7 protein-coding genes and 1 pseudogene are annotated in these 13,547 nt (G+C 54.6%); 4 read left to right on the forward strand and 4 right to left on the reverse strand.

Features of this window, described 5'->3' with window-relative positions; all coding sequences use genetic code 11:
- Positions 1 to 25: 25 nt before the first annotated feature.
- From OR573_13495 to OR573_13505, 3 genes and pseudogenes are all read right to left on the reverse strand, one after another.
- Positions 26 to 826: an EAL domain-containing protein gene (locus tag OR573_13495; GenBank protein ID XGA79500.1), complete on the reverse strand. Its 801-nt coding sequence runs from the start codon at positions 824 to 826 to the stop codon at positions 26 to 28.
- 235 nt (positions 827 to 1,061) lie between these two features.
- On the reverse strand, positions 1,062 to 2,111 hold the full coding sequence (locus OR573_13500; protein ID XGA81750.1) for a 2,3-butanediol dehydrogenase: 1,050 nt from the start codon (positions 2,109 to 2,111) through the stop codon (positions 1,062 to 1,064).
- Between the two features lie 34 nt (positions 2,112 to 2,145).
- Positions 2,146 to 3,956, reverse strand: a pseudogene (locus OR573_13505) (NAD(P)/FAD-dependent oxidoreductase).
- A gap of 343 nt (positions 3,957 to 4,299) precedes the next feature.
- On the opposite strand from OR573_13505, the gene OR573_13510 reads away from it, so the two are divergent.
- From OR573_13510 to OR573_13525, 4 genes are all read left to right on the forward strand, one after another.
- Positions 4,300 to 6,282, forward strand: coding sequence for a sigma-54-dependent Fis family transcriptional regulator (locus OR573_13510; GenBank protein ID XGA79501.1), 1,983 nt, complete (start codon positions 4,300 to 4,302; stop codon positions 6,280 to 6,282).
- Between the two features lie 534 nt (positions 6,283 to 6,816).
- A complete protein-coding gene (locus OR573_13515) occupies positions 6,817 to 7,785 on the forward strand; it encodes an ABC transporter substrate-binding protein (GenBank protein XGA79502.1) in 969 nt (322 codons plus the stop codon).
- 93 nt (positions 7,786 to 7,878) lie between these two features.
- Entirely contained in the window at positions 7,879 to 8,904 is a 1,026-nt protein-coding gene (locus tag OR573_13520; protein XGA79503.1) for an ABC transporter permease subunit, read from the forward strand.
- 15 nt (positions 8,905 to 8,919) lie between these two features.
- A complete protein-coding gene (locus OR573_13525) occupies positions 8,920 to 9,975 on the forward strand; it encodes an ATP-binding cassette domain-containing protein (GenBank protein ID XGA79504.1) in 1,056 nt (351 codons plus the stop codon).
- Positions 9,976 to 10,061: 86 nt separating this feature from the next.
- Here OR573_13525 and OR573_13530 read toward each other — a convergent pair whose 3' ends face one another.
- Positions 10,062 to 13,427, reverse strand: a complete 3,366-nt coding sequence (locus OR573_13530; protein ID XGA79505.1) for a DUF4214 domain-containing protein — start codon at positions 13,425 to 13,427, stop codon at positions 10,062 to 10,064.
- Positions 13,428 to 13,547 lie beyond the last annotated feature (120 nt).

The following is a 13,547-nucleotide window of genomic DNA, read 5'->3' on the forward strand; positions in this document are numbered from 1 at the left end:
GAAAGACCGTTGAGCGAATACCCCTTTATACCCTGGCACCGACCCTAAGGCCTTCTGACTCATAGACTTTATCCAATCCAGCCGTTACGTCAGTGACGACTTTTTCAAACGCCGGGCGGGCAAAAAAGAAGCCTTGTTGCAGATCAATGCCCGCCCGCAGCAGCCAGCGTGCCTCTTCAACGGTTTCCACACCTTCTGCAATCAGCGTCGTATCCAGCTTTTCCGCCATGGTAATCAGCGCTTTGAGCATGGCCTGACGGCGAATATCGTGATCGCAGTTCATTACCAGTTGGCGATCAATCTTAAGCTTATCAGGCAGCAAGGTAGTGAGCAGATCCAGATTGGCGTATCCCGTCCCGAAGTCATCCAGCGCCACGGAAAAGCCCATGGATTTATAGGCATCCACAATATCCTTGATATGCTGACGATCACGGACTCTTTCTGTCTCGGTAATTTCGAAAATCAGCTGATCCATCGGCCATCCGACGCGTTGAGACACCTCCAGAGTGGCCTGGATACAGGCTTCGGGTTCGTAGACGGCATTGGGCAGAAAGTTGATCGAGAGCGGCTTTTGCATGCCAAGCTGGCTTGCCAGTTCAATTGCCTTGACGCGACAGGACTGATCAAAGCGGTAAAGCAGTTTGTCAGTCACCTGATTGAGAATGGAAAAGGCTGACTCATTGTTCAAACCACGCACCAGGGCTTCATGGGCATGAATCTCCCGGCTAGCGACGTCGACAATCGGCTGAAACGCCATCGAAAAACCGAAAGGCAGCTCATCTTCGCAACGTTTACAGTGTCCGTTGACTCTCGCACAATTGGCCATTTACCACCTCCTGATGGATGCTGTCACGCATCTGTCGAAGCGTTGTTCAGTTGATAACGCTCACTTTCATTATAAGGGGCTCTGCCACCAACAAAAGTCTCAAGTAACTTTATCACAGAGCACACAAAAAAATGAATTTTTGTTAATCACAGCTCGTTCAAAATAGCTTCTATAACGACAAAAAAGGCCATCTTTCGATGGCCTTTTGCAAGGTGACAGCCGCTGGAAAATTGCTTCAGGGAGAAACAATGATCTTGACCTGCGATTTATCGTTGAGCAGCGCCTCAAACCCCTGCTCAACTACCGCCTTGAGGGGAATCCGCTGGGTCACCATATCTTCCGCGCGGAAGTAACCTTTCTGCATCAGCGCCATCACCGCGGAGTAGATATGCCGATAGGCAATAATCCCCTTCATGGTGCGCTCCTGAATGACCAGGTCATTGGGCTGGAAACTGGCCTCGCCTTCCCAGATACTCACCACCACGGTTTCACCGCCCGCATGGGTGCTATGTAGCGCCTGGTTGAGTACCGCCGGAATGCCGGTGACCTCGAACGCCACATCTACGCCGCCATCGCTGAGCGTCTGCAGTTTGGCAACGGCATCCTCCTGCTCAGGGTCAATGACCACAGCGCCCAGTGATTCAGCCTTGGCTTTGCGCGCAGACGAAATTTCCACTGCGTAGATCTGCGCGGCCCCAGCCGCCTTCAGTGCTTCGATAGTCATCAGGCCAATCGGCCCGGCACCAAAAACAGCCGCGCTATCACCGGCTTTCAGGCTGCTCTGGCGCACTGCATGCAGCCCCACCGCAGCAGGCTCGACCAGAGCACCCTGCTCAAAGCTGAGGTCATCCGGCAGCACATGCACCATATGCTCGCCCATCACGGTGAACTCGGAAAAACCGCCACCCCCGCCGGACAACCCGTGAAAGCCCAACTGCGGCGACAGGTTATAGCGCTCCATCAGGTAGGCGCCATCCTGGTTGGGGGAAAGAATCGGCTCAATTGCCACCCGGTCGCCGACCTTGACCCGGGTGACCTTGTCGCCAACTTCCACGACTTCACCGGCAAACTCATGGCCCATGATGATCGGCGCCTTGTCACCGCTGATCGGGTGCGGCGCATCCACCGGGATAAAGATTGGCCCGGCGGCGTACTCGTGCAGGTCGCTGCCACAGATACCGCAAGCGGCCACCTTGACCTTGACCTCATGGGCGTCGCGGATGCTTGGCACCTCCGCCTGTTCAACGCGAAGGTCTTTGGCAGCGTACCAGACGGCTGCCTGCATGCTGGATGTGCTCATAAGTAAGGCTCCTTATGTTTTACGCAGTGTGATGAACAGGCTGAAGCCCATAGACAGGTGTTTCAAGCCCTTCCATACGCGCCTTGAGCTGCAGCGCCAGATAATGCGAGTAATGGCGCGACTGGTGCAGGTTGCCGCCGTGGAACCATAGCGCTTGCTGTTGGGTGGGTTTCCACATATTGCGCAGCTCACCTTCCCAGGGGCCTGGGTCTTTGGTGGTGTCTGACCCAAGCCCCAGCATTTACCCACTTTATCCGCCACTTCCTGGGATATCAGCCGCGCCGCCCAGCCGTTCATCGAGCCATAGCCGGTGGCGTAGACAATCAGGTCAGCCTCCAGCTCACTGCCATCGCTTAAGGTGATCGAGTTCGGGTTGATACGCTCAATGCCCACCCCGCTGCGCAGCTTGATATCACCGCTGGCTACCAGGTCACAGGCGCCTACATCAATATAGTAGCCAGAGCCACGGCGCAGGTATTTCAGAAACAGACCGGAGTCGTCATCGCCAAAATCAAGCAGGAAACCGGCATCTTCGAGCTTTTGATAGAAGGCGGCATCACGCTTACGCACTGCATCAAAGGCTGGTCGCTGGAAGTCCGGCAAGACCTTGTAGGGAATCGAGGCGAACAGCAGGTCTGCCTTGTCATGGGTCAGGCCATTCTCCACCGCCTGCTCTGAGTATAGCGGCCCCAACACTTCCTCCATCAGGGAATCCGACTTGACGATATGCGTTGATGAACGCTGCACCATGGTCACATCCGCATCGTGCTCCCACAGGGCGGCGGCAATATCGTGGGCCGAGTTGTTCGAACCGATGATGACGCATTTCTTGCCCTTGTAGGCATCCGGCCCCGGGTGCTGGCTGGAATGCTGCTGCTCACCTTCAAAGCTTTCCGCCCCTGGAAAACTCGGCACATTCGGCATCCCTGACATACCCGTGGCCATCACCAGCTGCTGGGGCCGCAGGGTAATCTCCTCGCCATCACGGTTGACCTTGACCACCCACTCACCGGCGGCTTCATCGTAGTGAGCGCCCTGGCATTCCGTGGAGCTCCAGTAATTCAGCTCCATGACTTTAGTGTACATTTCCAGCCAGTCGCCCAGTTTGTCCTTGGGCGCAAATACCGGCCAGTTTTCCGGGAAGGGAATATACGGTAGATGGTCGTACCAGACCGGATCATGCAGACACAGTGACTTATAACGGTTGCGCCAGGAATCTCCCGCCCTTGGGTTACGTTCGATGATGATGGTGGGAATACCCATCTGCTTGAGGCGTGCCCCCAGGCCAATCCCGCCCTGGCCACCGCCAATCACCACGCAATACGGCTGGCGGGTATAGCCCAACTCGGCTTCTTCACGGGCGCACCCTTCCTGCCAGGTTTCCCGCTGTTTGTTGGCGCCATGCTCAGCCCCCTTCGGGCGCTGGTGATTGCGCGGCTCAGGAAAATCGTTTAACGCCTGCATGGTAGTCAGTAACGTCCAGCATTTACCGTCTTTCAGGCGCAGATACCCCTTCCCGCTGGCCACAGCCGTCTTGAAGGTTACCCAGCCTTCGCAGATAGCCTCGTTCTGGGTGGCCTCGCCCTCCAGCTGCCAGTCCGTTGGCTGGGTATGGGCCAGGGTGGCCTCCAGCATGGCGTGTATTTCCTCCCGGCCTTCACAGGTTTTCAGGTTCCAGGTAAACGCCAGAAAATCTCGCCAATAGCATTCATCGGCAAACAGCGCAGTCACCTGGGCAATATCACCGCTTTTAAGGGCGTTATCGAATTGGCTCAGCCAGGCTTGAACCGTTTCAGTGGCATTTTGTTGTGTCATGGATTCTTGTGTCATAACGCGATCTCCAATCGAGCATTATTGTTGTTGGGTGAAAGCGCTATATAAAGCGCCTTGTGTGCAACCACACCCATTACCAAGCAGCTCGCGTGCCAAATCGCCCAAAAACAACTTAAATTATTGAAATTAAACAATAAAATAAATGATCAAGGTGTTTTTTTCGGCTTTTTATCGCGGACACCTGTCACACGGTTTACACCCAGGCATTACAGGTGTAACACCGCGACAAAGGTATTAGGTGGATACACAGCAGGCGCATTGACTCCTTGGCGGCAACACCTAGGCTAGGAGGTAGCTAAACGTTTAATAATAATAATTACCAACACCCTGTGAGCCTGCCATGCCAACTTCCGTGCCCGCTCGGCTTCACGCTGAACAGCGCCAGCATATTGAACATATCTTCCAGCTTGGCGAGGGGATGCCCCAGCATGCCCCAGCGCAGCCCACTATTCGCCGCTCCTGGCTGCGCTGTCTGAATGAGTATCGCCTGGACCCTACTCAGCCACGTCCGGCACGGGTAGTCCCCCAACAAACCCTGATCGAACACCGTGAGTCGGTCGATGAGCTTTTGCATGTGGCCCGCGCCGGGGTGGAACAGCTTTACACCCAGATGGCCCAACTCGGCTATGTATTGTTGCTGACCGACCATCGTGGCATTACCGTCGAATTTCGCGGCGATCCGCATCAGGATAAGCAGTTGCGCAAGGCGGGGCTTTATCTGGGCGCTGACTGGGATGAACGCTTTGCCGGTACCTGTGCGGTAGGCACCTGCCTGCACGACCGTCAGGCGATTATCTGCCATCGTCAGGAACATTTTGATGCCTCACATATTTCCCTGACCTGCACGGCAGCACCAATCACCGACCCTGATGGCGAGGTGATGGCCGTGCTGGATATTTCCAGCCTGAACTCGCCAACCGCCCATGACAGCCAGAACTTCAGCCTGTCACTGGTGACGCTTTATGCCCGCATGATTGAAGACGCCTATTTTCTGCAGAGCTACCGCGACTGTCTGATTGTTCGCCTGGACACCTCACGGGAGTTTGTTCACGTCAACGGGCGCGGGCTGATCGCTATTGAGGAAGATGGCCAGGTGATTGCCGCCAACGCGGTTGGGCGCGAACTGATCAACCGCCATCAGGCGCGCTGGCCGCCCTGGTCGGCGGGGTACGCACCCAGGCTGGCAGAAGTGTTCGAATGTGATATCAGCGATGTGTTGAGTATCAACAGTGCTACCCAGGATCAGCTGCGGGCCTTTCGCGCCAGGGCAGATAACACCATTCACTTTATCAGCCTGTTAGAGCCACGCCGAGGGCGTCAAAGCCAGCCAATCAAGCCAATGAACTCAACCTTGCCGGAACCACTGGCCCGTCTGGGAGACGATGATCCCGCCATCCGCAAGGTGCAGAAACTGGCAGAAAGGCTGCGCAATGAAAGCCGCGTCAATGTACTGATCAGTGGTGAAACCGGCACGGGCAAGGAAGTGGTTGCCCGCGCTCTGCATGACAGTGGCCAGCGTGCCCAAGGCCCTTTTGTTGCGGTTAATTGCGCCGCCATTCCTGAAGCCTTGATTGAAAGCGAGCTGTTCGGCTATGAAGCCGGTGCCTTTACCGGCGGCCGTGCCAAGGGCATGCGCGGGCTGATTCCCCAGGCAAGTGGGGGCACTCTGTTTCTGGATGAAATTGGCGATATGCCGCTGACCCTGCAGACCCGCTTACTCAGGGTGCTTGCCGAAAGAGAAGTAATGCCACTCGGCGCCAATGCTCCTGTTTGTATCGATATTCGCGTGATTACCGCCACCCATCGCGATATTGACACCATGATTCAAAGCGGCGACTTCCGTGAAGATCTTTACTACCGGCTGAATGGCGCCCAACTGCGTCTGCCTACCCTGCGTGAAAGGGCCGATAAACACTTTGTTATTCGTCAGGTGTTCGATGAACTTGTTGCGGAACGCACCTATGCAACACCTCCTCGCCTAAGAGCCGATGCCATCAGCGCCCTGCTTGCCTACGCTTGGCCAGGCAATATCCGCCAGCTTAAAAATGCCCTTGGCTTTGCCCTGGCCACCGCAGACAGTGACGAAATAACGGTAAATGATCTGCCAGACCAATGCCTGAGCCAGCGTATTACCCGGCAAATGGCTCCTCCCATACCCGCCACGCCATCAACCAATACACCCCAGGAGGAACCACTTCTTAGCTTACTGCGCGAACACCACTGGAATGTCAGCGCTGTAGCGCGTGCGCTGAGCATTTCCCGGCCTACCGTTTATCGGCGCATGCACCGCCTGGGAATTACGCCGCCTAACTGGAACCATTAGTGCTTTAAGCGACACCTCATCAGATATGCCGCTGTCATCCCCGATATCGTTGATTGACTTAAACGCTAGATTGCGCGATCTTGAAGGGTTGCCAAATTTTTAACCTGATAAGGCAGGTGGGCCGCTACCCTGCCACGCCAGCCTGCCAGATGCTACCGCACCGCGCGTGACACTCTATTGACGCATACAAAGGCAAGCTGACTACGGCTAAACGCCCTAGTTCCAGGCGTTTAAGGCCGTTCAGCTAACAGCCTATTTTGCACCACCTTCCTCTGCTACAAGACTTGTCACTTCCATCAATCAGTAGAAGTTTCGTCCTACTTAGCCTGCCAGCCTCTGGCATCTCCCGCTCGCTATATGCCTGCAAATAGCCTTTTATCCAGCAGGTAAGCTGTCGGTGGTTTTTTGTATATATTAACGGCTTCGTTAGAGTGGTGATCACGCAGCGGCTCAGTGCGACGTCAATTTATGATATTTGTTATCGCACTTGGCCGCGCCGGCATGTTGATATAAACCAGCTATCGGAGTGATTCCATGAAAAAGCTACCGCTATATGCCTTGGCCCTGACAGGCTCCCTGCTTCCTTTGACGGCCAATGCCCAGGCTGAATGTGGTGACGTATCTGTTGGCGAAATGAACTGGACATCCGGCGGTATCGCGGCCGGTGTGATTGAGTTCTTTCTCGAACAGGGCTATGACTGCAATGTCACCGTTGTCCCCTCAGCAACGACTACCGCCATCACGTCACTGGCGGAAAATAATGAGCCGGATATCGTGCCTGAACTCTGGGTCAACTCAGCGCCCGCCTACTTCCGTCTGGAAGAAGAAGGCAAGCTGGTCAAAGCTTCTGACACCTTCAGCGATGGCGGCACCGAACACTGGCTGGTTCCTTCCTATCTGGTAGAAGAGCATCCTGAACTTGCCACTATTGAAGGCGTTCTTGAGAATCCCGAGCTGGTCGGCGGACGCTTTCATAACTGCCCGGATGGCTGGGGCTGCCGTATCGTCAATGACTCGCTGATTCAGGCGTTTGATTTTGAAGAGCACGGCATGGAAGTCTTCAACCATGGGTCTGGTGAAACCCTGGCCAGTGCCATGGCGTCCGCCTATGAAAACGAAGAGCCCTACTTCGGCTACTATTGGGGCCCCACCGCACCGCTGGGCAAGTACGATATGGTCAGCGTTGATCTGGGCGAATACGACGAAGAGATCCACTCCTGTAACCAGGATGCCGATTGTGAAAGCGTTGGCGTGTCGGACTTCCCGGCAGCGGGCGTCTTCAACGTCACCACCGCTGATTTTGCCGAGCGCGCGCCTGAAGCCTTTGCCCTGGTCGAGAACGTCAGCTTCTCTAACGATCAGATGAGCCAGCTGCTTGCCTGGCATTCTGATAATCAGGCCAGCATCGATGAGGCCGTTGTCCACTTCCTGCAGAACAATCAGGAGCAGTGGATGAGCTGGCTCAACGAAGAGGCACAAGCCAACCTTGAAGGGCTTTTCTAAACCTTACCCAGGTTAACAGGCACATCTGGGCGCTGGGATTATCTCCAGCGCCCAACAAGGTTTAAACGTTTATTCTTTCAAGGTAATCCCATCATGGCAGCATACGATTTCGTGTTTGACAATTTGGGGCTGCGCAACTGGTGTGGTGAAAAAACCGGCGGCACCATGAATATGGCAGAGTTGCTGTCAAGCCGCTCCGCTGAAACTGAAGCATCGCTCTGGGATCTCCCCTTTCCCTCATTGGATAACCTCCACGATGCCTGCCCGGCCATTGCCCAGACCCGGCAACTCACCTCTGGTCTGGAGAGTGGCTTTTTAGGCATTAAAGATACGCTTACCATCGTTATTGACCCTATCACCCAACCGCTCAGCTGGATGCTCGACGGCGCCCTGACCACCTTCCAGTCAACGCCCTGGTGGATCATGATTCCAGCACTTCTCGCTATCGTTTATATTGCTTCCAAGTCGCTGAAGCTGGTGGGCATGGTAGCGTCATTTTTACTATTTCTGGCCTTTATCGACCACTACGATTACTCGATGCAGACGTTGGCCATCATCTTTGTCTGCTCGGTGGTGTGCGTGCTTCTTGGGGTGCCCATAGGCATTGCCATGTCGCGTAGCGACAAGTTACAGCGTAGCCTGATACCGATACTCGATATGCTGCAGACCCTGCCACCCTTCGTTTATCTGATTCCGCTGATCTTCCTGTTCTCCGTCACCGAGCCCAAGCTCTACGGTATTGCCATCATTTTATATGCCATCGTGCCGGTGATCCGTCTGACCGACTTGGGTATCCGGCTGGTCGACAAGGATGTGATCGAGGCAGCTAACGCCTTCGGTATGACCAAGCGCCAGAAGCTCTACGGCGTGCAGATCCCGCTGGCATTGCCCAACATCATGGCGGGCGTCAACCAGACCATCATGATGAGTCTGGCCATGGTGGTCATTGCTTCTCTGGTATCCGCCCCTGGCCTGGGTGTGCTGGTATTGCGCGGCATTCGTAATTTGGAACTTGGCGTGGGTCTGGTCGCCGGGCTGGGTATCGTGCTGCTGGCCATCATGCTGGACCGTGTTACCAAAGCCGCCCTTGCGCGCGTTAATACTTCCCAGCAGCAATAGACCAGGACTTCTATCATGAGCGATCAGGTTAAAGTTTCGATCCAGCATTTATATAAAATTTTTGGCAGTGACCCGCTTACGGCACTGGAACACGTCAAGGCAGGCATGGATAAGGCTACTCTTCTTGAAGAACATGGCCATGTGCTTGGATTGCAGGATATCAATGTGGATATTCTGGCGGGCAAGATTACCGTTATCATGGGGCTTTCAGGCTCAGGAAAATCCACCTTGATCCGCCACCTGAACCGTCTGATTGACCCCACTGATGGGGCAGTATTGGTAGACGGTGACGATATTGTTGGATATGACGAGCAGGCCCTGCGTGAACTGCGCCGTTATAAAATGTCGATGGTCTTCCAGAAGTTTGCCCTCCTGCCCCACCGCACCGTGCTGGAAAACGCCGCCACCCCGATGCTGGTATGCGGTAAAAACCCCGCCGATGCAAAAAAGGAAGGCACTAAATGGCTGGCCCGTGTCGGCCTACAGGGCAATGAAAATCAGTACCCGCACCAGCTTTCTGGCGGCATGCAGCAGCGCGTCGGGATTGCCCGTGCGCTAACCTCCAACTCGGATATCATGCTGATGGACGAAGCGTTTTCAGCCCTTGACCCGCTGATTCGCACCGACATGCAAGGCCTGCTGCTAGAGCTTCAGCAGGAACTGCAGAAAACCATCGTGTTCATTACCCACGACCTGGATGAAGCCCTCAAGCTTGCTGATCATCTGGTGATTCTCAATGAAGGCTATATCGTCCAGCAAGGCGAACCTCAGGATATCCTGCTGCACCCCAACGATCCTTACATCATGGACTTTGTGCGTGACATCAACCGGGCCCGGGTACTGAGGGTACGCTCTGTAATGGAGAAAACCACACAACCGGTTGACGAAGTATCAGGCGATATCGACGGCGATGACACACTGGAATCCGTGATTGCCCGATCAGAAGGTAACACCCAGAGGGTATATCGCGTTGTTCAGAATGGAGAGCAGGTCGGGATACTGCATATGAAGGATCTGGTGCGCGCTCTTGTTCCCACAGACCCACCGGAAAAAGACTCTCAGGCTGCGTAGGAACTTCCAGTTCCCAAAAAGCAATAACAAAGAAGGCCACCCGAAGGTGGCCTCTTGTGCTTCAACCCAGGCTTATGGTTGCTGTATCAGGCAATAACCGAAAGTGCGAAGTCTTCCTCTGTCAGCCCTGTTACATCGGCCAGTTCATCCAGTGACTCCACTGCGGCTACCTGCTCACGGCCATCGGTATCGCTCCAGTCAGCATCAAACCACAGTTCAGCCATGCTGGTATCGCTATTGAAAGCCATCAGATAGGCTTCCACGCTCTCCCCGGCAGCTGCTGTGGCAAGATCGTCCGCACTGACGCCCGTCTGCAGAATGATCAAACCATCGTCGTCTAACGCAATATCCGCCAGGCTATCACGGGCAACAAAGTTATCGGCACCCAGAGCATCACCTTCGGCAACATCATCACCAAAGCTCATCAAGCCGTCGTTGTCGAAAGCGATCAGATCGTCATCGTCCGTGGTAAAATCTGTCAATGTGGTGACACCACGGCCTGAACCACCGAAGCCAAGTACAAAAGTATCGGCGCCTGCCTCACCGCTCAAGACATTATCACCGCCCAGACCATACAGCCAATCGTTACCGGCTCCGCTTTCAATGCGGTTATCAAGGCTATTACCGGTGAGCTGATCAGCAAACTCTGTGCCGATCAGGTCTTTCACGAAGTCAGCTTTGTAGTCCTCCAGACTGGTGGTCAACACATCTACAAGGTTGTCACTGTCAGACGATAACTCAATGACAGCCCCAGTACCCAGCTCTTCAATCAGCGCTTCGTAGGTCGAAATCTGAGAGCCTGTTACCGCGAAGATGGGGTAGATGCCGCCGCCTTCCAGAGCTTCACGCACCTGATCAATGGACGGGTAATCTTCTCCTGAGCCCGGCGGGTCACCATCGGGTACCCTGTCGCCATTATTAGGCGGAAGATCATAAGTCATCCGCTCAAATGTTTCTTCGTCAAAGGTAGTGAGGCCAGTACCATCACCTGCGACGTGATAATCCGCATCAGTAAGCAGCACTAACGCGCGTAGCGCATCCGGACGGTAGCCCACGCCGGTGGCATCCATATCCACACTGCCATCTTCCAGATAGGCCAACGGGTCATTGGCACGCAAGCCTATTTGCAGCAATGATGTTAACTGGGATTCAGGTAAATCAGCACCTGATTTGATCTCCATACCTTCGTAAGCATTGCGTAATACGGAAGGATCCAGCGAGAGCGGAGCATCGGTACGATACTCATAGTCACCACTAGAACCAAAGGGGCTTAGTGGCTTGTCCACATAGGTCGCTACCCCAAAGGTACTGTTAGGCTGAATCGCGCGCACACCGGCAATCAGGTCATCTATAAAGCCTGACGTACGAATCGTCGACAGATCATCGCTGAATGAGCCGGAAAGATCCTGAGAAAGCAGGATATCCAGCGGCTGCAGGCCGGTGGCTCCGGTGCCGGTACCCAGCTGCACCGTTGCGCCACCTTCCTCTGCGCCGCCATTAATAGTGCCACCATCAGTCAGATCCACAACGGCGGGGCCATCTGCCATGGATAGATCCAGTGTGCTATTCCGGCCGCTGTCAATAATGGTTTTTTCGCCAGTACCAGGCACCCTGTAGGTATCAGCACCGCCCAGGCCCACCATGATATCGTCACCCGCCAGACCATCCAGCACGTCATCTTCGGCGGTACCGGTTAGGTAATCATCACCTTCTGTACCACGAATAACGCCGTCAGCATCTTTGCTGCCATCCACCGAATCAACGCGACGCGCTTCGCTGGCATCTGACCCTCTTACTTCCAGATCTCTGGTCAACGTATAACCTGACAAGGAGCCAAGATCAGAGGTCGTACTCAAGGCGCCACTACCACTGAGAATTCGCGCTCCCCCAAGGGCATCCAGCGAATCCACTTCCAGTGTTACCCCTTCCCCAAGGTCAACTTCACCCAGGAAGGCCAGACTGACGCCCTCAGCCAACCTGAAGGTGGTGGGTTCATCAGCGCGAATCCGCAATGTGCTACTGCCGTCACCTGTCAGCGAAACAAGCTCTTCCAACTGCTTGGAATCAAACACAACGGAAGAACGAATTTCTACGGTCGTCACGCCGCTAATGTCATAATTACTCAGGTCAGCATCACCAATGACATAGAGGGTATTTGAACCACCGCCCCCTTCAATGCGGCCTGCACCGCCGTCAGCATCCTCATTGAACACCTCGCCATTCAGCTCGGTAATCGGGAAGCCCAGCGCTTCGGTAGTATCGGTGCTTTGCACTTTACCGCCAGAAGACACATCACCGACGACCACAAAGGTGTCATCACTTGCGCCACCCAACATGGTGTCAACAGCACCACCGCCACGTAGCGTTGCGCCGTCATCGCCAGCCCGCAGCACATCTGCGCCTCCCCCTGTGGTGAGGAAGCCGTCACCGACGACAAATGTCTCAGTGGCCGTGTTGCCATCCCCGTCAGAAGCGGTCAATGTCAGCTCGATACGCTCATCCGTATCCAGTGACTCGCCATCCTTGAGCTTTAGCGTGGTGCCCGTTTCAGTATCCAGCTCGAAGCGTTCATCACCTTCAAGACTAAAACTAAAGCCTGTATCGCTCTCGCCAGACACAACCGCACTCAAAAGCCCCAATTCAGCGCCCGCATCACCTGCCTGAACCGCCGTACCGTCAAACGCCACCTTTACATCAAGGGGGCCGGGGTCCGGCTCGGGTTCGTTGAGAGCCTCAATATTAGTTTCCAACGCCTCTTTATCATCGGCAGAAGCCCCCCGGGCCAGGGTGAATGCCAATGCTGCAAGACTTAACTCACCACTCTCCACCTTATCAGTCCAGAAGGCAGCCCCTTCAGCATCCGGCTCACGGCTGAACAGACTGCCATACAGGGCGTTAACCTGCTCTCTGGTATCCAGATCGCCGTATTTCTCCAGGTACTCGTCTGAATTACCAAAATCATCGATGATGGAATCTAGCTCTCCCTCAGCAGACTTGATAGCGTTTATCCAGAAGGCTCTGCCTTCGTCATCAGCGGCACGCCCGTAGTAGCCTGCGTAGAGCAAATCGACGATTTCACCGTAGGTTTCTCCCAGAGCATCATCGATCCGTTGCTCAAAAGCCGTCGCATCTTCCCCCTCAGCAGCATCGGTAATAAACCGCGCTACCTCAGTGACAGTCTCTTCACCCTCAGCAAGCTTGTCCGCCCAATAGGCACGGCCTTCGCTCTCAGCATCGCGCCCGAACAGGTGTTGATATAGGGTATTGACCTGTCCTTCCTCGTCCAGGCCCGCGTATACTTCTTCAAATTCAGGTGCTTTTGTGAATGCCTGAGCAACAGCCTCAAAGCCGTTTGCTTCAAGCTGATCAGCCCAATAAAGCAGCCCTTCCCAGTCTGCCGCGCGGTTATAAACAGCAAGATATAGTGCTTGAACCTCAGCATGTGTTGACATAACCAGCCCCTTTTTTTGGATGTGACGTTTGAAAACAGCCAAGCGTCAAAATGTAACCAAGTCTTATTTCTTACCCGAAAGTAAGGCTTGTTAACATTTAATATCATAGACTAGCAAAGG

The sequence above is a fragment of the Halomonas sp. CH40 genome (assembly GCA_041875495.1).
Taxonomy (GTDB): Bacteria; Pseudomonadota; Gammaproteobacteria; order Pseudomonadales; family Halomonadaceae; genus Vreelandella.

Excerpts from the sequence above, each read along its gene's own strand:
- OR573_13495 (XGA79500.1), bottom strand. The coding sequence starts at position 826 with ATGGCCAATTGTGCGAGAGTCAACGGACACTGTAAACGTTGCGAAGAT.
- OR573_13500 (XGA81750.1), bottom strand. The coding sequence starts at position 2,111 with ATGCAGGCAGCCGTCTGGTACGCTGCCAAAGACCTTCGCGTTGAACAG.
- OR573_13510 (XGA79501.1), top strand. The coding sequence starts at position 4,300 with ATGCCAACTTCCGTGCCCGCTCGGCTTCACGCTGAACAGCGCCAGCAT.
- OR573_13515 (XGA79502.1), top strand. The coding sequence starts at position 6,817 with ATGAAAAAGCTACCGCTATATGCCTTGGCCCTGACAGGCTCCCTGCTT.
- OR573_13520 (XGA79503.1), top strand. The coding sequence starts at position 7,879 with ATGGCAGCATACGATTTCGTGTTTGACAATTTGGGGCTGCGCAACTGG.
- OR573_13525 (XGA79504.1), top strand. The coding sequence starts at position 8,920 with ATGAGCGATCAGGTTAAAGTTTCGATCCAGCATTTATATAAAATTTTT.
- OR573_13530 (XGA79505.1), bottom strand. The coding sequence starts at position 13,427 with ATGTCAACACATGCTGAGGTTCAAGCACTATATCTTGCTGTTTATAAC.